This window comes from Rhodococcoides navarretei (assembly GCF_038069675.1).
Taxonomy (GTDB): domain Bacteria; phylum Actinomycetota; class Actinomycetes; order Mycobacteriales; family Mycobacteriaceae; genus Rhodococcoides; species Rhodococcoides navarretei.
On record NZ_JBBPCN010000001.1, the window covers coordinates 442,408 to 462,507 of the forward strand.

Consider the following 20,100-nt stretch of genomic DNA (forward strand, 5'->3'; position numbering starts at 1 on the left):
TCACATCTGTCGCCAGCTGTGTCGGGATCGACAAAATTGCACTCCACTGCAAACTTGCAGAACCGTGCAAGTTCCGTAGCTTGGTAAGCGTGACTTCTCCGACGGGCCTTCGAGATCTGAAGAAGGCTGCCACCCGCGACGCCCTCGGCATGGCCGCCGTGCGTCTGGGCAAGGAGCACGGCTTCGAGGCGGTCACCGCCGACGCCATCGCGCACGAGGCGGGAGTGTCCACCCGAACGTTCCACAACTACTTCTCCAACAAGGAAGAAGCAGTTCTTCATCACATCGAGGTGTCTGCCCTCGAATGGTTCGAGCTCCTGCGCGCCAGGCCGTCGACCGAACCGATCTGGGACTCGTTGCGGCACATCGCAATCAACCTCGTCGCGGATCCCGGCCGGGATCTGGACGACACCTTCGCGGCAGCACGGCTCATCGAAGCCAACCCGGCCCTGATGGCCCGCAAACTCGAAATGCACCAATCGCTGACCCGCAAACTCGGCGAGGCCATCGCCGAGCGAACCGGCACCGATATCGACACCGACCTCTACCCGAACCTGCTCCAGATGGCCGTCGGTGGTGCCGTCACGGCAGCACTGAACATCTGGGTCACCGACTCTGCAGGCGCATCGACACCGAGGGCCCTCATCGAGGACGCCTTCGACCAACTGCGCGCCGGGTTACCCGAGCCCAAGGGTCATTCCGCAGGCTCCACTCCCGAACCTCACACCCCCACGTCCGAACACAACCGAGGAGCTTGACCGTGGCCACCTATCTCTACCGAATCGGAAGATTCGCGTACCGACGCAAGGGCATTGTCCTCGGACTGTGGCTCGCGATTCTGATACTCGCCGGCGTGGGCGCAGCCACGCTGTCCGCGCCGACGGTCAACTCGTTCAGCATTCCGGGAACACCCGCTCAGGCCGCGCTCGACCTGCAGGAGGAGAGGTTCGGCGGAGCCGAGGATCCGCTGCAGGCGGTCAACGCCGAGTACGTCTTCCAAGCGCCGGAGGGGCAAACGCTGGACACCCCGCAGTACACCTCGGCCATCGATGCCACCATCGCCGAAATCGAGAAGATCGACGCCGCCAAACCAGCGGAAGGTGCACCGCCACTGGCCAATCCGGTCGCGGCCAACCAGTCGATCATCGAGCAGTACACCGAAGCGGCAACCGAGGCCGGCACGCCGGCCGACCAGGTAGCAGCCGACGCCGCCGCTACGTCGCCGCTGAGTCCTGACGGCAACGTCGGTACCGTCACCGCGCCGATCAACGTCGATCTCGCCGACGTCACCGACCAGATTCGTAGCGATCTCGATGCCGCCGCGCAGCCGGCCCGCGATGCAGGCTTGAACGTCATCCTCGGCGGCACCGTCGCGCAGGAGAACCCGTCGCCCGGTGGAACATCGGAGATCGTCGGTCTTGCCGTCGCCGCCGTCGTGCTGCTGATCATGTTCGGATCGGCCGCCGCAGCCAGCCTGCCGCTGATCACCGCCATCGTCGGCATCGGCATCTCGAGCTTGGCGATCACCACGGCATCCGGTTTCGCCAGCTTGTCCTCGTTCACCCCGATCCTCGCGATCATGATCGGACTCGCAGTCGCGATCGACTATTCGCTGTTCATCCTGGCGAGATACCGGCACGAGCTCACGCTGACCGACGACCGCGAAGAAGCCGTCGGACGGTCGGTCGGAACGGCCGGTTCCGCCGTCGTGTTCGCGGGCGCAACGGTGCTGATCGCCCTCGTCGCGTTGCGCGTCGTCGGCATTCCGTTCCTGTCTCAAATGGGCCTGGCCGCAGGCTTCGCGGTGTTCGTTGCCGTCTTGATCGCATTGACGTTCCTGCCCGCCATGCTCGGTGTCTACAAGGGCAAGGCCTTCGCGGGCAAGCTCAAGTTCGTCAACACCACCGACCCGGAGGATCCCAACGCCGCTCCCACCAACGGACTTCGGTGGGCTCGATTCCTGGTCAAGAAGCCGATCCTCGGACTCGTCGGCGGCATCGTGCTGCTCGGTGTCATCGCAGGCCCGACCACCGGGTTGTCTCTGGCGCTTCCGTCGATCGCCACCTCGGACCCGTCCACGCCTGCCCGCCAGGCATACGACGTCACCGAAGAGGCTTTCGGGCCGGGACGTAACGGTCCGCTGCTCGTCATCGCCGACGCCTCGGGCGTCGCAGAAGCCGACCGCACCGCGTCGTTCGGCAAGGTCGTCGAGACGATCACCGAGCAACCCGACGTCACCAATGCTCAGATCATCGCCGTCAACCCGGCGGGTGACACGGCTCAGATTCTCGTCACCCCGTCGAGCACGCCCAACAGTGACCAGACGAAGGCTCTGGTGACCAACCTGCGCGACGCGGAAAGTGGATTGCAGCAGAGCGAGGGCGTGTCCTACGGCGTCACCGGCGAGACCGCAATCGGGATCGACATCTCCGAGCGGCTGCAGAGTGCGCTGATTCCGTACCTGGCTGTGGTGGTCGGCCTGGCGTTCGTTCTGCTGATGCTGGTGTTCCGCTCCATCCTGGTGCCACTGACCGCCACGCTCGGGTTCCTGCTCAGCGTGCTCGCGACCTTCGGTGCGACGGTGTTCATCTTCCAAGAGGGCGGGCTCGGCCTGATCTCCAACCCGCAGCCGATCGTCAGCTTCATGCCGATCTTCCTCATCGGTGTGGTGTTCGGCCTCGCGATGGACTACCAGGTGTTCCTCGTCTCGCGCATGCGGGAGGAGTTCGTCCACGGTGCCGCCGCCAAGGATGCCGTCGTCGACGGCTTCAAGTACGGCGCACGAGTGGTCACCTCGGCCGCGGTCATCATGATCTCGGTGTTCGCCGCGTTCATCGCCGAGCCGGACTCGTTCATCAAGTCCATCGGCTTCGCGCTCGCGGCGGCCGTCTTCTTCGACGCGTTCGTCGTGCGCATGGTGCTGATTCCGTCGGTGATGGCACTGCTGGGCGACAAGGCCTGGTGGCTGCCCAAGTGGCTGGACAAGATTTTGCCCAACGTCGACATCGAAGGTGCCAAGCTGAAGACGGCACCGGAGAAGACCGCCTAGTTCCCGCCGGCCGGTCGGCCGAAGATTACCCGCAACACTCGAAAAACGGAGAGACTGTTATCCATGTGTACGAGTAATCTTCGGCCATCATGCTGATCCCCCTGCTGCGCACGTATCTGGCTCCGTACAAGATGCCGATCGTCGCGCTGGTCCTGCTACAACTCGTCGCGACCTTGGCGGCGCTGTTCCTGCCCAGCCTCAATGCCGACATCATCGACAACGGTGTGACCGTCGGCGACACGGGCTACATCGTGTCCGCCGGCGGAGTGATGCTGTTGGTGTCGGGAGTGCAGATCATCAGTTCTGCCGCAGCGGTGTTCCTCGGTGCTCGCACGGCCATGAGTGTCGGACGTGACCTGCGCGGGGCCATCCTGCACCGCGTCGGCACGTTCTCTGCTCGCGAGGTCGGCCAATTCGGTGCCCCGTCGCTGATCACCCGCAACACCAACGACGTGCAGCAGGTGCAGTTGTTGATCATCATGGGCTTCACCATCGTGGTGATGGCTCCCATCATGTGCATCGGCGGCATCGTGATGTCACTGCGTGAGGACATCAGCCTGTCGTGGATTCTGCTCATCGCAGTGCCCGGCCTCGCGATTGCAATGAGCTTGATCATCGTTCGGATGGTCCCGGCGTTCCGCTCCATGCAGAAGCGCATCGACGCGGTCAACCGCGTATTGCGCGAACAGATCACCGGGATTCGCGTCGTGCGGGCCTTCGTTCGCGAACAGTTCGAGGTCGACCGTTTCGGTGCGGCCAACACCGCGTTGACCGAGACGGCACTCAAGGTCGGTCGGTTGATGGCCTTGATGTTCCCGACAGTCATGCTCATCAGCAACGTCACCAGCGTCGCCGTCATCTGGTTCGGCGGTCACGCCATCGACAACGGCACGATGCAGATCGGTTCGCTCACTGCGCTTCTGAGCTACATCATGCTCATCCTGATGTCGGTGATGATGGCGTCGTTCATCGCGATGATGGTGCCGCGCGCATCGGTGTGTGCCGATCGCATCAGCGAGGTTCTGGCCACCGAATCCTCGGTGGTGCTGCCCGAGAATCCCCGGACGTTCGTGTCCTCACCGGGCACGGTCGAGCTCGTCGGGGCCGAATTCTCCTATCCCGGAGCCGAATACCCGGTACTGCGCGGGGTGAATCTGACTGCCGAGGCAGGCAAGGTCACCGCCATCATCGGCGGCACCGGATCGGGTAAGTCGACGCTCGTCAATCTGATCCCTCGGCTGATGGACGTCACCGGCGGTCAGGTGCGGGTCGGCGGTGTCGACATTCGCGAACTCGATCTGGACCTGCTGCGATCGGAGATCGGATTCGTGCCGCAGAAGCCGTACCTGTTCTCCGGCACCATCGCCAGCAATCTGCGGTACGGCAAGGCCGACGCCACCGACGCAGAATTGTGGGAGGCGCTCGAGATCGCCCAGGGTGCCGACTTCGTGCGCGCGATGCCCGACGGCCTCGAGACTGCCGTCGCGCAGGGCGGCACCACCGTGTCGGGAGGACAGCGGCAACGACTGGCGATTGCCCGGGCGTTGGTACGCAAGCCCAAGATCTACCTGTTCGACGACTCGTTCTCCGCTCTCGACCTCACTACCGACGCCAACCTTCGCGCGGCGCTGCGTCCGGTGACACGAGATGCATGCATGATCGTTGTGGCTCAACGAGTGTCGACCATCGTCGACGCCGACCAGATTCTCGTGCTCGACGACGGAAAGCCGGTGGGCGTGGGTAACCACGAGCAACTGATGGACACGTGCCCCACCTACGCCGAAATCGTCGACTCCCAGCGGCAAGTCGCAGGTGCACTGTGACCGACATCGACACCACCAAAGATTCCACAGCCGGCAAGGATTCCGCGGCCGAGCCTTCCACCGAGAAGAAGAAGGGCAGCCGCGTCGCGAAGGCGCTGCCGGCCACGAAAGCCAAGAACTTCAAGGGCTCGTTCAAGCGTGTCGTCGGTTTGCTCGCTCCGGAACGATTCCTGCTGAGCCTGATGCTCATGCTGGGAATTGTCAGCGTCGTCCTCAGCGTGGCTGCGCCGACCGTCCTCGGGCACGCCACCAACCTGATCTTCAACGGAGTCGTCGGCGGAGATCTGGAACCGGGTCAGACGAAAGAACAAGCGGTCGAGGGCCTTCGGGCCGCCGGTAACGACACCGTCGCCGATCTGGTCTCGGGCATGGACGTCACACCCGGTGCGGGAATCGATTTCGGTGCCGTCGGGACGGTCCTGCTCTGGGTGCTCGTACTCTATGTGGCGTCTGCACTGCTGGCGTGGGGTCAGGGCTACATCCTCAACATCGCGTTGCAACGTCGAATCCTGTTGCTGCGCGGCAGCGTCGAGGCCAAGGTGCATCGCCTGCCGCTGCAGTACTTCGACAACAATGCCCGAGGCGAGACGCTCAGCCGCGTCACCAACGACATCGACAATGTCTCGACAAGCCTGCAGCAGACGCTGAGCCAGCTGATCACCGGCATTTTGACCGTGCTCGGCATCCTCGGCGTGATGATCTGGATTTCGCCGTTGCTCGCTCTGGTTGCGCTGCTGACGATCCCGGCCTCGTTCCTGGTGACCGCGCTGATCGCCAAGAGGTCGCAGCCGCACTTCGTGGCGCAGTGGCGGCACACCGGCAAGCTCAACGCCCAGATCGAGGAAACCTACACCGGCCACGAGATCGTCAAGGCGTTCGGCCGCCAGGCGGAGGTGGAACGCGAGTTCGGTGACCGCAACGAGAAGCTCTTCCAAGCAGGCTTCCGGGCGCAGTTCATCTCCGGTCTGATCATGCCGATCATCATGTTCCTCGGAAACATCAACTACGTCGTCGTCGCCGTCGTGGGCGGCCTTCGCGTGGCGTCGGGAACATTGAGCCTGGGCGAAGTGCAGGCGTTCATTCAATATTCGCGGCAGTTCACTCAGCCGCTGTCGCAGGTCGGCGCGATGATCAACCTGATTCAGTCCGGAGTCGCGTCCGCCGAACGCATCTTCGAGGTACTCGACGCCGACGAGGAAGATCCGGATGTCGTGCCGGCGGCCGCTCCGACGGAGCGACGCGGACGCGTCGTGTTCGACGACGTCTCGTTCAGCTACTCGCCGGAGCAGCCGCTCATCCAGAATCTGTCGCTCACCGCCGACCCGGGACATCTGGTGGCGATCGTCGGACCGACAGGAGCCGGCAAGACCACACTGGTCAACCTGATCATGCGGTTCTACGAGATCGATTCCGGCCGAATCACACTCGACGGTGTCGATACACGCAAGATGACGCGCAACCAGCTGCGCTCACGAACCGGCATGGTGTTGCAGGACACCTGGTTGTTCGGTGGCACTATCCGCGACAACATCGCCTACGGCGACCCGACCGCCAGCGAGGAAGAGATCCTCGAAGCAGCTCGGGTCAGCTACGTCGACAAATTCGTCCATTCGTTGCCCAACGGATACGACACGATCATCGACGAGGAGGGCAACAACGTCAGCGCCGGTGAGAAGCAGCTCATCACCATCGCCCGTGCCTTCCTGGCCAAGCCGCTGATCCTCATTCTCGACGAGGCGACCAGCTCGGTCGACACTCGCACCGAGCTGCTGGTGCAGAAGGCGACGGCAGCGCTGCGAAACGATCGCACCAGTTTTGTTATTGCGCACCGCCTCTCGACCATTCGTGATGCCGACACCATCGTCGTGATGGAGAACGGCAGCATCGTCGAGCAGGGCAATCACGAGGAATTGCTCGACGCCAAGGGTGCGTATTACCGGCTCTACAGCAGTTGAGCGGCTGGTGCCGCAGGTGCACGGAAACTCGTAGCAGGCTACGAATTTCCGCTCACAAGCGGCGAAGCCGCATACTGACGCGGTGAGTTCTTCCAGTTTCGGCTTCGATATCGGCACCCGGCTCGACGGTGAGTTGGGCCGCACCGGCACCATCCACACCCCGCACGGTGACATCGCCACCCCCGCGTTCATCGCGGTGGGAACCAAGGCGACCGTCAAAGCGGTGCTGCCGGAGGCGATGAAGGAGCTCGGCGCGCAGGCGGTACTCGCCAACGCGTATCACCTGTACCTGCAGCCGGGCTCGGACATCGTCGACGAGGCGGGCGGGCTGGGCAAGTTCATGAACTGGGACGGTCCGACGTTCACCGACAGCGGCGGATTTCAGGTCATGTCGCTCGGCGTCGGGTTCAAGAAGGTCATCTCGATGGACGCCACGCGCGTGCAATCCGACGACGTCATCGCCGAGGGCAAAGAACGTCTCGCGCACGTCGACGACGACGGGGTGACGTTCAAGTCCCACCTCGACGGCTCCAAGCACCGCTTCACCCCCGAGGTGTCGATGCAGATTCAGCATCGCCTCGGCGCAGACATCATGTTCGCGTTCGACGAGCTGACCACGCTGATGAATACCCGCGGCTATCAGGAGATGTCGGTCGATCGGACGCAGGCGTGGGCGAAGCGATGCGTCCTCGAACACGAACGGCTCACGGTCGAGCGTGCCGACAAGCCGTACCAAGCGTTGTTCGGAGTGGTGCAGGGCGCGCAGTACGAGGATCTACGACGCAAGGCCGCACACGATCTCGAAACCATCACCGGAGAGACGGGTCGCGGTTTCGACGGTTACGGCATCGGCGGCGCACTCGAGAAGCAGAACCTCGGCACCATCACCCGGTGGGTGAACGAGGAACTGCCCGAACACAAGCCGCGGCACATGCTCGGGATCAGCGAACCGGACGATTTCTTCACCGCCATCGAGAACGGTGCCGATACCTTCGATTGCGTCAATCCTTCACGCGTGGCACGCAATGCGGCGATCTACGTGCCGTCGGGCCGTTTCAACATCAACACCGCCAAGCATCGACGCGACTTCACTCCGATCGACGAGAACTGCGACTGCTACACCTGCGCGCACTACACCAAGGCCTATATCCATCACCTGTTCAAGGCCAAGGAAATGCTTGCCTCGACGCTGTGCACCATCCACAACGAGCGTTTCACGGTCAAACTGGTCGACGACATCCGTGCCTCGATCGATCAGGGACGCTTCGCGGAATTCAAGACGGAGTTCCTGGGTCGCTTCTATGCGTCGAAGACTGCCTGAGCTGATTCTCTAGCTCCGAAATACGCTGTAGCAGTTCCTGTTCCCGTTCGGCGGCCTTGCGCTGATACACCTCGGAGAGGTCCGCGAGGTAGGCCGCGTCGTAGCGGGGGATGATGCTGCGGGTGCAGTTCCAGTCGAATGCCTCGATGTCGATGACGACGCTGCGTTCACACGTGGCGGCGACGGTCGTGTCGCCGATCTTTCGCAGTCGGTCCAGCAGTTCGGGATCGTCCGCGGCCTCGACGGTACGTGCCCGTCCGTAGAGCTTGAGGCGTTGCCGCAGAGGGTAATTCACCAAGAATAGGGCGACGCGGTCGTCGTGATCGAGATTGGCTGCGGTGACGTACTGATGGTTGCCGGCGAAGTCGGCGAATCCCAACGTTCGGTCGTCGAGTACCTGCAGGAAGCCTTTCGGCCCACTTCGATACTGGATGTAGGGCCACCCGGACTCGGCGACGGTGGCGATCTGGAACTGATCCAGCGCACGAATCATGGCCTTCTCGCGAGTGTCGAGAGGCGTCGGGCCGTCGTCGGGTCGCTCGGTCTGTGAGCCGTAGGCGGTGTAACTGCCGTCGACCTTCTGTCGCGCAATCGCAGCGGGACCGAACATCAGATGGTGATAGTGGTTGCTCTGCAGCACGGGTGTCACCTTAGGACACCGGGGCCTCGCGGCAATGGACGTGTCGGAGGCAACTGCAATGATCTTCGACGCGGGATATGTGTCGATCGCGCACAATGGACGAAGACGTCAGAATGCGCCCCAGTGAGAAGGTGATAGCCGTGACCACTCAGTTCGAGTTTCGACTGAAGGGAGTGACTGCACCTGAGGGCGAGCTGGATGCCAACGACCTGATTGCTCTCGTAATGGGTCTCGAGGCAGTTGCTATGAGCATCGGCCGAAGCGAGACCGATACCGATCGGCTCGGCCGCGCACCCTCACGAGTGCACCGTGTCGCCAATCTTGTCATCGGGTTGGCCCCTGGCAGCACCAAACTTCTTGTTCGCCGCGCGGGAGCTGGTGCGGACGCGTTGGATTTCGATCTGGCAGACGAGGAAGGCTTCGACGCAACATTCCAGAAACTGGTGGAATCGATCGGTCTCGACCATCGGCCGGACTGGGTGAGTGATTCGCTTTCGAACGCGGCCGGTGAATTGGTATCGGCGCTTCGCCGCGCTGCCCCGGAGGTCGAGTTCAAAGCCGATGGACTGACTGTGCAGACATTCGATACGGCTGCACTTCGACCCGAGACCTGGCAGGTCGCAACTGGCGTGTCGACCGAACTCCGAACCTTCATCGGACGCCTGTATTCGGCGAACCTACACACGCACCGCTTTCAGGTGGAGGATGACGCCGGTAACCAAGTCGCTCTCCCCGATGTGGCCGACGACTCGGGACTCGGTCCACTGCTCGGCAGGTACGTGACCGTCACCGGTAGCCCGGAAGCCGACGCGGGCGGACAGTTGAAGAGGCTGTTGAATGCCAGGATCGTTGCCCTTCCCGAAGCAGTAGCAGAGATAGGTGTTCCCGACCCGGTCTCCCTCGGAGACATCTTGGCTGCTGCCTCCGGTATCGAGCCCGGGGGGATCGACGGGGTGAGCGACGATGAAGCTGACGCATTCTTTGCGGCTATCGGGCTATGACCCGGTCCTCTAGCCGGGCTGCTGTTCTCGTTGATACCGACGTGTTCAGCATCCTGTACATCGACACCCGGGCAAAGCTCGACTCGGCTCCTACGATTTCGATCGACAGTGGAGTCGTGGATGCTTACGCGTCTTTGACCGCTGCATGCAGGCGTGTAGGCCATGCGCTGCACGACAAGATTCACACCGGTGATCGTTGGATCGCAGCATGCGCGATCTCGAAGGAGGTGCCGTTGCTGAGCCTGGACGGCATCTATGCGGGAGCGCCGGACTTGGCTCTGCTGGGAGGTTGAGCGGCCGCCTCGCACGGGCACACACCATTCGCGGCATCAGTCTCGCGCAGTCGGCGCGTACTCTGGTACTACAAAGTATGTAGTAATTGAGAACGCCATGGGGGTCCACCATGATCGACGACGTCTTACCTGTGAGTTCGTCCCAGGCCGACATCTGGATTGCCCAACAGTTCATGCCGGACGTGCCCTTCACCATTGCGTACTACGTCGACATCATCGGCGCTGTGGACGTCGACGTGCTTGTCGAGTGCGGCCTTCGGGCGCATCGAGAGTTCTCGTCGTCGACGATGCGAATCATCGAGGTCGACGGCAGTCCGAGGCAGCGATTCGAGCCTCGGGAGACCGAAAGGATCGAGATCCTCGATTTCCGCGGACACGACCGTCCGGCCGATGCGGCCGTGCAGTGCATGAACGACGATTGTCGGACGCCCTTCTCGATGGACGGACAGCTGGTGCGGTTGCGGGTCCTCCGCGTCGGGGACGATCGCGTCTTCTGGTACACCAGAGCCCACCACATCGCGCTCGACGGTTATGCCTCGATGAAGGTGCTCGAGCGGGCCGCGGCCCTGTATGCCGCGGTGCAAGGCGGCGTCGAGCCACCACGGATCGATCCGACGACTCCGGCAGCCCTTCTCGCCGAGGACGAGCGCTACCGCACCTCCACCCGCGCGCGACGCGATCGAGCGCATTGGGAGTCGACCGACCCGGGATATGCCGGGCCTCTCGGCCGGACGGCTCGGCCCGCGTCGGTGCCGGTCGTCGTCGGCGAGGATAGGTCGATCTCTCCGGCCGCTCCGGGTCATGCCACGTCGACCGTGGTGATCGCGGCATTTGCTGCCTTCCTCTCGCGCATGAACGATGTGGACGACGTCGATCTGTCTCTGCCGGTCTCTGCGCGGCCGACGGCAATGCTGCGCCGGGCCGGATCGTCGTTGTCGCATGTGGTGCCGTTGCGGTTGCCGGGCGTCGGATCGGCGACGGTGAACAACGTGATCAAGTCGGCCGAGGTGGCGGTCGGAGGCCTGCTCCGACACCAGCGCAGCAGGCCGCCGGTGTCCGAGAGTGGGAATGCCCTGCACGCAGGGCGTTTCGGTCCGACGATCAACGTGATGATGTTCGCGAACACCGTGGCCGTCGGGGACTTCGACGGCGAGATCAACATTCTGACCACAGGCCCCGTGTCGGATCTCGCCGTCAACATCTATCCCGGTCGAGGCGGAGCGCGTCCGCGCATCGACTTCGAGGCCAACCCTGCCGCGTACACACCGAGCGACCTCGCCCGCCACCACGAACGGTTCCTGCACTTTCTCGACCGTTTTGCCGAATCCGGCTGCGGGGACACCGCGGTAGCAGACCTCGACCTGTTCCTGCCCGAGGAGCCACGAACGACGCCCGCCTCGGTGGGCGCGACCACGACGGAACAGGGATCACTGAACGAGGTGTTCTCGACGGCAATCACACAGCACAGCAATCGAATTGCACTCCAGGACGCCGACGTCTCGATCACCTACGGAGAACTGGCCGCACGAGTCTCCGCACTCGCATCCTCCTTGACTGCCCGAGGGATCGGTACGGAGGACCGGGTCGGTGTGCGCATCGGCCGGTCTATCGAGGGGGTCGTTGCGTTCTGGGCGATCGCACGCGTGGGTGCGGTGTACGTTCCGGTCGACCCGAATCATCCCCTCGAGCGGGCACACTTCGTTCTGCGTGACAGCGGGGCGGTGTTGGGTCTGTGCACGGGCGGCGGAGAGATCGGTGAGGTGGAGTGGGTGAACATCGATGATGTTCTCGCGGAGGGAGGCCCGGACGATGAAGCTGCGTCGACGACACCGCACCACGCGGCATACGTCATCTACACCTCCGGCTCCACCGGCACTCCCAAAGGTGTCGTCGTGACTCACGATGGCATCGCTGCTCTGGTGCAACAGATTCGGAGCAGCTACGACATCGACGTCGAGTCACGAGTCTGTCATCTCGCCTCACCCGGATTCGACACCGCCATCGTCGAGGTGCTTGCTGCAGCAACCGCGGGCGCGGCCGTGGTGATCGCACCGCCGGATAGCTACGGCGGCGCAGAACTATCGGATGTGATTGCTCAGCAGGCAATTACCCATCTGCTGATCACGCCCTCGGCTCTGGCGACGTTGGATCCTGCCGCGCTGGCAGGTGTCGGGACTGTCATCATCGGCGGTGAGGCGGCACCGCAGGACGCGGTCGACCGCTGGTCGGTGGGTCGACGACTGCTCAACGCCTACGGCCCCACGGAGACGACCTGCAGTGTCACGATGACCGAGCCACTGCACCCGGGCAGCGCGGACGGAATCGGACGAGCCATGGTGGGGGCGGTGATTCACCTTCTCGATCGCACTCTGCGGCCCGTTCCGTTGGGCGCGGTCGGCGAGATCTACATCGAGACTTCCGGCGTCGCGCGCGGATATCTCGGCCGCACCGCGGACACAGCGGCGCGTTTCGTCGCGAACCCGTTCGGCAGCAACGGGAGTCGGATGTTCCGCAGTGGAGATCGGGCGCGTCCGCGCGGCGACGGTACGCTCGAGTTCCTCGGCCGCACCGACGATCAGATCAAGATCCGGGGAAATCGCGTCGAGTTGGGCGAGATCGACGCAGCGCTGCGGGCGCATCCGGAGGTGGCTGCGGCAGCATCGGCATTGCGTCGCAGCCGGACTGGCGACCTGCGTATCGACGGGTACGTCGTTGCCGCGAGCAGCGAACACGTGCTCGACACCGAGCACATCCGCCGGGAGCTTATGGGGCGATTGCCTGCCCACATGGTGCCGGCGACCCTCTCGATACTCGACGAGATTCCGCTGACGATCAATCGAAAGGTCGACCGCGGCGCACTTCCTCTTCCGGACCTGGACTCTCCACAGACCGGTACTGCGATAGAGCCGTCCGGTGCCACCGAGGAGATGGTGGCCGTAGCGTTCGCGCGCGTGCTCGGAATGGACGATATCGATTGCGCCGCCTCGTTCTTCGACCTCGGAGGCGACTCGCTGGCGGCGACCCGTGTTGTGTCGTCGGTGCGGGCCGAGGCTTCGGTGGACATCGGCGTGCACGACCTCGCCGGTGCGCCGTCCGTTCAGGCCTTGGCTGCACGGATAGACGAGCGTCGACTCACTGGGCTGCAGCAGAATTCGCGGCCCGAACGCGGAATAGCGGAGGGCGTAGTTGCAGTTCCGCTCGCTCCGCAGCAACGCCACATCGATCGGAGTGCGCAACTCCCGCTGTACAACCTGCCGTTCACGGTCACGATCTCCGGGGAGTTCCACGCAGCGGCAGCTGTGCAGGCGATGACCGACCTGATCGATCGGCACAGCATGCTGCGGACGCGCTACCCGGATGTCGACGGTGTTCCGGTGCAGGTTGTCGAGTCGGATTCGGCGAGGACGGTACCGAACCTGGATATTGTCGACTTCGACGACGCCGCGGTGGTGCAGACGCTGGAGCATCCCTTCGACGTGCGCACCGAGTTCCCGATCCGAGCTCGACTGTTCGCAGTAGCGCCCGATCACCACGTTCTCGCGTGCGCCGTTCACCACAGTGCAGCGGACGGGTGGTCACTGGGTCTGTTGGCGTCGGATTTCGCATTGGCGTATCACGCCAGGATGGCCGGCACCGCACCGTCGTGGCTCGAATTACCCTTGCAGTACGCCGATTACAGCGTCTGGGCCGCTGACCGCGATGTGTCGGCCGATCTCGACTTCTGGCGCGCGGAATTGGCAGACATACCCAGCTCGAGGGGCTTGCCGTTGGACCGCACTCGTACACAGGACTGGGACTTCTCCGGCGCTCGCACGTCGCTTCGGTTCGACGCAGACACCACCGAGAGAATGACCGATCTGGCACAGCGTTGCGGGACTGGACGATTCACCGTGCTGCGCGCAGCACTGTTGATTCTGCTCGCCCGGACGACGGAATCCACCGACATCGTCATCGGTACCCCGGTTGCCGGTCGCGACGACCCGAGACTCGAGCAACTCGTCGGAACCTTCACCAACACCGTCGCCATTCGAACAAAGATCGCCGCGGCCACGACGGTCGAGGACGTTGTGCAGGTGGCACGTGCGAGCGAACTACGGGCCTTCGATCATGCATCGGTGCCGTTCGAGGATGTCGTCGCCGACCTCGCTGCTGACTCGACGAATGGCCGGCACCCGATCTTTCAGGTGGCGCTGTCGTTGGACGTCTTCAATGCCGCGACTTTCGACGTCGGGGACGTGCGCTTCGAGATCACGCCGCGGCCGATCGATATCGCCAAGTGCGACCTTCATTTTCACGTCACCGAACGTCGGGACGGCGAAGGGAAGACAGGAGTGGAGCCCGCGGAACGACCCAGGGGCGCTATCGGTACGGACATCGATATCGTCTATCCCACAGCATTGTTCGACGCGAATTCCGTTGTTGCACTGGGGCAGCGTCTCGAGCAGATAATGCATGCGATGGTTGCAGCACCCGTCTCGGCATGGCGAGCCCTGGCAGCACTCGAACGGTCGGCGCAACTACTACATGGTGTGTAGCATGTTCTGTGCGTGAGGTGCACGCGACTTCGAAGCCAGCGGGAGAACTCATGTCCACCTTCAACGGTCTACCGGCCCATATTCTGCTCGTTCACTTCATCGTGGTGCTGGCACCGTTGACCGCGTTGCTCGCCATCGCCGCCAGTATCTGGTCCGGAGTGCGCAGCAGATTGGTGTGGCTCATCGCTGCCCTGGCGGTGTTCACGCTGGTGCTGACTCCGCTGACGACCGAGGCGGGCGAGTGGCTCGAGAAGCGCGTCCCCGAGACCGCGGCGGTCGAACAGCACACCGAGATCGGCGACTGGATGATCTACTTCTCCGTCGGTCTGGTCGTCGTCGCCGCGGCGCTCGTGTTCCTGCATCTGCGTGAGCGTCGCGGCAACGCGCCTGTGCGGTGGCAGTCGATTGCGGTGGTGGTCTTGGCAGTGGTGATCGGAGCGACCACAATCGTCCAGGTGTACAGAATCGGTGAGTCCGGCGCGCGCGCCGCGTGGGACGACGTATCGGTGACGGCCGGCGATGAGTGAGCCAGAGCCGAGCCTGCACGAGCACGAACCGCACGGAGATCTGTCCGGTCGGCTGAACTGGTTGCGGGCCGGGGTGCTCGGTGCGAACGACGGCATCGTGTCCACCGCCGGCCTGGTCGTCGGTGTCGCGGCCGCCACCACAGACAGAGGATCGCTGCTGACCGCGGGCGTTGCCGGGCTTGTCGCAGGAGCCGTGTCCATGGCTCTCGGGGAGTACGTCTCGGTGAGTACACAACGCGACGCCGAGCGTTCGCTGTTGATCAAGGAACGCCGCGAACTCGACGAGCAACCCGAGCAGGAATTGGCCGAGCTCGCGGCACTGTACGAGGCCAAGGGACTGTCGGCCGACACCGCGCAGACCGTCGCTCGCGAACTCACCGAACACGATCCGTTTGCCGCGCACGTGGACGTCGAACTGGGAATCGACCCGGATGCGCTGACCAATCCGTGGCAGGCGGCTGCGTCGTCGGCGGTGTCGTTCATCAGCGGGGCACTGCTCCCGTTGCTGTCCATCCTGTTGTTGCCTGCTTCGCTGCGTATCCCGGTGACGTTCGTCGTGGTGCTGCTGGCTCTCGCCTTGACCGGAAGTATCAGCGCGCGACTCGGCGGTGCGCCGGGTCGGCCGGCAATGACGCGAATAGTGATCGGTGGTGCGATCGCGATGGCCGTCACCTACGCGATCGGCCAACTCGCGGGCGTCGCGGGTATTTGAGATCAGCGGAAAATCGACGTGGCGACTTCTCCGGTTTCGGGGGCCACCACATCCTGGACGACATCGAACATTGCCACCGAGATGACGGTGAAGGCGAGGACGAGAACCACTCCGGCGGCGACGATTCCGCGGTCGGGACGGTGCCGTGGTGGTTCGCTGAGGGCCTGCACGCGGCGAACGACGTCACCGCCGGTACTGGCGAGAGTGTGGGTCTCGTGGGCGAGATGAGCGCGAAGCAACGCAGTCCTGGCAATGGCAGACAACGTATCTCGACGGCCGAGAGTTGCTGCGCTCTCGTCGGCCTGACGCTCGGCGGCGTGCCGGACCTTGGACGGAACCGGCCGAAGAATCGGATCCAGTCGAGCCGCGACTTCGCACATCTGGATCCACACGCTGTGGCGGTGCCGTAGGTGCGCGCGCTCGTGTTCGACCACGGCGCGTAACTCGTTGTCCGACAAAGCCTCCGCGAGGCCGGTGGTGATCACGACGGCACCTCCACCGGAGGGGACGGCAAAGGCGTCGGGAACGTCGGAGTCGACCACGACGATGCCGCCCGTCGCCCGCGCTTCGTCACCGAATTCGGATGCGATCGACGCGCCGACGACGACGCGTCGAACATGGCGGGCGACCTCGACCACACGCCATAACATCCACGCGGAGATGATGATTCCCACCGCTATCCAGGCACGCTCACCTGACGCCAGTAGCACCGCGGCAACCGCGGCCAGAGATGCGGCCACTGCAAACGCGGTGACCATCGACAGGATGGGCAACAGGACGACGGCGGTCGACGGATTGAGTCGACGGTCGAGTTGATCGGCTCCGAACCCCAGCATCAGCGACAGCACCCACGGCAGGACGGCGACGATCAGGAGCAGGGTCATGGGTGGTGCTCGGCTGCATCCGACTTGGCCAGCAGTTCGCGCAGCGTCGCCTCGTCCTCGGGATCGAGTGCGGCCACGAAGTTGGCCAACACATCCGCTCGTTCGGCTCTCGCGTCGAGTTCGGTGCGCATCCGCATCGCGGCCCGAAGCGCGGGGATCTCGTCGACCGGGGCGTTGAGGGTGTAGACGAAGGACCGTCCGCGGCGCTCGCGATCGACGAGGCCTTTGCCGTGCAGGCGCACCAATGCGGTCATGACCGTGGTGTGGGCGAGCTCGGAGTCCAGATGCTCGCGGGCCTGGGCCACCGAGAGTTCCGTGTGCTCGCCGAGCAGCTCGAGGATCGACTCCTCCAACTGTCCTGACGCTCTACGCACTTCGATTCCTCACTCGATCCGACTACGTCGAGGATAGTTCAGCGGGCGGCGGTATCGACACCCGAATCGAGGTCGACCACCGCGGAGTCCAGATCAGGGCGACTCGGCCGTGGTCCTCCAGTCTAGGTAAGGAGGTCTGCGTGGTCGGTGCGACGGAGGAAGCCGATGACGGCATCGCGGCTTTTCTCGAGGCACACGATTCGGTTCTCCACCACCCGCAACTCACGCGCGAGCTCCTCTGCAGCCGCGCGACCACCTATCGCCGAATAGCGCTCCGGCTCAGGAGTTTCGATGTCGAGGACGATCTTGATCATGCGCGTGGAAAGACCTGCCTCGACGAGCGCGCGCACGTGGCGTGCGTGCTCGATCTGCTCGTCGGAGTAATCGCGGTACCCGTTTGCCGACCGCGCAGCGTCGATGAGTCCCTGCTGTTCGTAGTACCGCAGCATCCGTGCCGGTGCTCCGATCGCATCCGCTGCCTCACTGATTTTCATGCCGGGGTCCTTCCGTCGGTGGCCACCGATTTGACCTTGACAGTGATGTCAACGTTTATGGTCGCAGGCGTGTTCGGCACCCGATCCTCGAGGAGCCGAAGAAAGGAACACATGACCAACGACTGGAATGGCCCGTCACGGAAGATCCTCGTCATCGGAGCCGGTGAACTCGGCATGCCCGTCCTACGCAACGTCGTCCGTCGAGCAGCTGGCGTCGCGGAATCCGTCGTCGATGTCTTGCTCCGTGGGACCACCATCGACTCCACCGTCCCGGCCAAGCAGCACGACGTCGCGGAGATCCGCGAACTCGGGATAGGCATCGTTCGTGGAGACCTGGTCGAGAACAGCGTCGATGACCTCGCTGCGGTCTTCGCCGACTACGACACCGTCATCGGCTGCACCGGGATCACTGCAGGACTGGACACTCCGATGAAAGTCGCGCAGGCGGCCTTGCAAGCGAAGCTTCCGCGATACTTCCCGTGGCAGTTCGGTGTCGACTTCGACGTCATCGGCCGGGGCAGCCCCCAGGACATCTTCGACTCCCAGCTCGACGTGCGGGATCTCCTCCGTTCACAGCACGACACCGAGTGGGTGATCATCTCCACCGGCATGTTCATGAACTACCTTTTCGATGCCGGCTCCGGGATGGTCGACCTCCCGAACGACACCGTCAATGCCCTCGGGACCGTCGACACCGCAGTGACCGTGACCACGCCGGAGGACATCGGCGCGCTCACCGCGGAGATCCTCTTCGCCGAGCCACGCATCCGTGACGAGATCGTCTTCGTCGCCGGGGACACGATCACCTACGGCCAACTCGCCGAGACCCTCGAAGCAGTCCTCGGTCGTCCGTTCGCGCTCCGGGTGTGGTCGGAACCGCTCCTGATGGCAGAACTCGGTGCAGACCCGGACGACATGACCCGGAAGTATCGCGCCGTCTTCGCGCAGGGACGCGGTGTCTCATGGGACAAGGCCGACACGTTCAATGCCCGGCACGGGATCCCGACCACGACGCTCCGCGAGTGGGTCGCACAGAACCTCGCCGAGCGCCCCACCATGGCGCATCGATGACTTTGCGGAATTACCTGATCGGGACGGCGAACAGGCATCCGCCTACCAGTGCTCCGTACCATCGGAACGAAGAGCGGGACAGGAGGCTCGAGTGGCGTCGGATTTCTACAGAAAGCACTCGAACTCGCCTTCTTCCCTGAACTGCATCCTGTGAGAACGGAAATGGGACGATGACGGAACGCGCACTCGAACTCGACGAGAAGGATCCACTGCGCAGCTACCGCGACAAGTTCCTGGGTAGTGACGACCCGTCGATCACCGCGTATCTCGACGGAAACTCGCTGGGCCGGCCCACCAAGGCAAGCGTCGAACGGATCAACACCTTCATGACGCAGGCCTGGGGTGGCCGCCTCATCCGCGGCTGGGACGAGCAGTGGTTCGATCTCCCCGTCACCATCGGCGACGCATTGGCCGACGCCACCCTTGGGGCAGCGCCGGGGCAGACCACAATCGGCGATTCGACGACTGTGCTGCTGTACAAGCTGGCACGGGCGGCGATCGCCATGCGCCCGGGCCGCACCGAGATCGTCATCGACCGTGACAACTTTCCGACCGATCGCTATCTGCTCGAAGGCATTGCAGCAGAGCTGAATATGAGCCTGCGATGGATCGAGACGGACCGCCGCGGTGGTATCGAACCGGAACAGCTCACCGAGGTGGTGGGGGAGAACACCGCCTTGGTGGTGATCACCCACGTCGCCTACCGTTCCGGCTTCCTCGTCGACGTGGCCGAGGCGACGCGCATCACGCATGCGGCCGGCGCGCTGATGCTGCTGGACGTGTGTCATTCCGTCGGATCGGTACCGCTCGAACTCGATTCCTGGGGAGTAGATCTGGCCGTCGGGTGTACGTACAAGTACCTCAACGGAGGACCCGGATCGCCGGCTTTCGCGTACGTGCGCAGTGATCTTCAGGGCGATTTCGTCCAGCCGATCTGGGGCTGGATGGGTCGCGCCGATCCGTTCGAGATGGCGCAGGGTTACGTTCCGGCACAGGGGATTCAGCGCGTCATCAGCGGCACACCGTCGGTGTTCGGGATGATCGCGATGCAGGACACCATCGAGATGATCGCCGAGGTGGGAATGGACGCGATACGCGCGAAGTCCGTCGCACTCACCGAATACGCCCTCGAGCTCGCCCGCGAGATGCTGGTACCGCTCGGGGTGGAAATTGCCTCACCCGAGGACTCGAATCGGCGCGGCGGTCACGTCACCATCGATCATCCCGAGTTCAAGGCGATCACCGCTCGTCTGTGGGAGAAGGGCGTCATCCCGGATTACCGCGCGCCGCAGGGTATTCGACTGGGATTGAGCCCACTGAGTACTTCTTACCAAGAGGTGTATCTCGGAATCGTGGCGATCCGAGACGAACTCCGCGCCTAGCACTGCCGGGGCCATCCTCGACGACTTCGACTCTCGTCC

The 20,100-nt window shown here is 63.7% G+C and carries 16 protein-coding genes and 1 pseudogene; 13 read left to right on the forward strand and 4 right to left on the reverse strand.

Annotated features, from left to right (window positions below):
• Positions 1-80: 80 nt before the first annotated feature.
• From AABD04_RS02165 to tgt, 5 genes are all read left to right on the forward strand, one after another.
• Complete coding sequence (locus AABD04_RS02165; RefSeq protein ID WP_341440069.1) at positions 81-758, forward strand: TetR/AcrR family transcriptional regulator; 678 nt, start codon at positions 81-83, stop codon at positions 756-758.
• A gap of 2 nt (positions 759-760) precedes the next feature.
• Positions 761-3,049, forward strand: a complete 2,289-nt coding sequence (locus AABD04_RS02170; RefSeq protein ID WP_341440070.1) for an MMPL family transporter — start codon at positions 761-763, stop codon at positions 3,047-3,049.
• An 89-nt stretch (positions 3,050-3,138) separates the two neighbouring features.
• A complete protein-coding gene (locus AABD04_RS02175; protein ID WP_341440071.1) occupies positions 3,139-4,872 on the forward strand; it encodes an ABC transporter ATP-binding protein in 1,734 nt (577 codons plus the stop codon).
• Between the two features lie 95 nt (positions 4,873-4,967).
• Complete coding sequence (locus tag AABD04_RS02180) at positions 4,968-6,827, forward strand: ABC transporter ATP-binding protein (protein WP_341442935.1); 1,860 nt, start codon at positions 4,968-4,970, stop codon at positions 6,825-6,827.
• Between the two features lie 82 nt (positions 6,828-6,909).
• A complete protein-coding gene (gene tgt / locus AABD04_RS02185; protein WP_341440072.1) occupies positions 6,910-8,148 on the forward strand; it encodes a tRNA guanosine(34) transglycosylase Tgt in 1,239 nt (412 codons plus the stop codon).
• On the opposite strand, the gene AABD04_RS02190 is transcribed toward tgt, so the two are convergent.
• Positions 8,102-8,785: a pyridoxamine 5'-phosphate oxidase family protein gene (locus AABD04_RS02190; RefSeq protein WP_423228201.1), complete on the reverse strand. Its 684-nt coding sequence runs from the start codon at positions 8,783-8,785 to the stop codon at positions 8,102-8,104. The genes tgt and AABD04_RS02190 overlap by 47 nt on opposite strands.
• 143 nt (positions 8,786-8,928) lie before the next feature.
• Here AABD04_RS02190 and AABD04_RS02195 point away from each other — a divergent pair, with 143 nt between their 5' ends.
• The 5 genes from AABD04_RS02195 (at position 8,929) to AABD04_RS02215 (ending at position 15,856) form a co-directional block, all read left to right on the forward strand.
• The gene (locus AABD04_RS02195; RefSeq protein ID WP_341440074.1) at positions 8,929-9,789 is read left to right on the forward strand and encodes a hypothetical protein; all 861 of its coding nucleotides are present in this window, start codon (positions 8,929-8,931) and stop codon (positions 9,787-9,789) included.
• Between the two features lie 116 nt (positions 9,790-9,905).
• Complete coding sequence (locus tag AABD04_RS02200) at positions 9,906-10,082, forward strand: PIN domain-containing protein (RefSeq protein WP_341440075.1); 177 nt, start codon at positions 9,906-9,908, stop codon at positions 10,080-10,082.
• A 110-nt stretch (positions 10,083-10,192) separates the two neighbouring features.
• Entirely contained in the window at positions 10,193-14,617 is a 4,425-nt protein-coding gene (locus tag AABD04_RS02205; protein WP_341440076.1) for an amino acid adenylation domain-containing protein, read from the forward strand.
• Between the two features lie 50 nt (positions 14,618-14,667).
• Complete coding sequence (locus AABD04_RS02210; RefSeq protein WP_243594297.1) at positions 14,668-15,144, forward strand: DUF2231 domain-containing protein; 477 nt, start codon at positions 14,668-14,670, stop codon at positions 15,142-15,144.
• Positions 15,137-15,856: a VIT1/CCC1 transporter family protein gene (locus tag AABD04_RS02215; RefSeq protein WP_341440077.1), complete on the forward strand. Its 720-nt coding sequence runs from the start codon at positions 15,137-15,139 to the stop codon at positions 15,854-15,856. Before AABD04_RS02210 ends, AABD04_RS02215 begins: the two co-directional genes overlap by 8 nt.
• A gap of 2 nt (positions 15,857-15,858) precedes the next feature.
• On the opposite strand, the gene AABD04_RS02220 is transcribed toward AABD04_RS02215, so the two are convergent.
• The 3 genes from AABD04_RS02220 to AABD04_RS02230 all read right to left on the reverse strand — a co-directional run bounded on the left by AABD04_RS02220 (position 15,859) and on the right by AABD04_RS02230 (position 17,608).
• A complete protein-coding gene (locus tag AABD04_RS02220; protein ID WP_341440078.1) occupies positions 15,859-16,740 on the reverse strand; it encodes a M56 family metallopeptidase in 882 nt (293 codons plus the stop codon).
• A complete protein-coding gene (locus AABD04_RS02225) occupies positions 16,737-17,114 on the reverse strand; it encodes a BlaI/MecI/CopY family transcriptional regulator (protein ID WP_341440079.1) in 378 nt (125 codons plus the stop codon). The genes AABD04_RS02220 and AABD04_RS02225 overlap by 4 nt, the downstream gene beginning before the upstream one ends.
• A gap of 122 nt (positions 17,115-17,236) precedes the next feature.
• Positions 17,237-17,608, reverse strand: a complete 372-nt coding sequence (locus AABD04_RS02230) for a MerR family transcriptional regulator (RefSeq protein ID WP_341440080.1) — start codon at positions 17,606-17,608, stop codon at positions 17,237-17,239.
• Positions 17,609-17,719: 111 nt separating this feature from the next.
• Between AABD04_RS02230 and AABD04_RS02235 the strand changes: the two genes are divergently transcribed.
• The 3 genes and pseudogenes from AABD04_RS02235 (at position 17,720) to kynU (ending at position 20,061) form a co-directional block, all read left to right on the forward strand.
• Positions 17,720-18,679, forward strand: a complete 960-nt coding sequence (locus AABD04_RS02235; RefSeq protein ID WP_341440081.1) for an aromatic alcohol reductase — start codon at positions 17,720-17,722, stop codon at positions 18,677-18,679.
• A gap of 48 nt (positions 18,680-18,727) precedes the next feature.
• Positions 18,728-18,853, forward strand: a pseudogene (locus AABD04_RS02240) (tryptophan 2,3-dioxygenase); the annotation flags it as partial.
• Entirely contained in the window at positions 18,850-20,061 is a 1,212-nt protein-coding gene (gene kynU, locus AABD04_RS02245; protein WP_341440082.1) for a kynureninase, read from the forward strand. The pseudogene AABD04_RS02240 and the gene kynU, both read left to right, overlap by 4 nt.
• Positions 20,062-20,100: the final 39 nt, after the last annotated feature.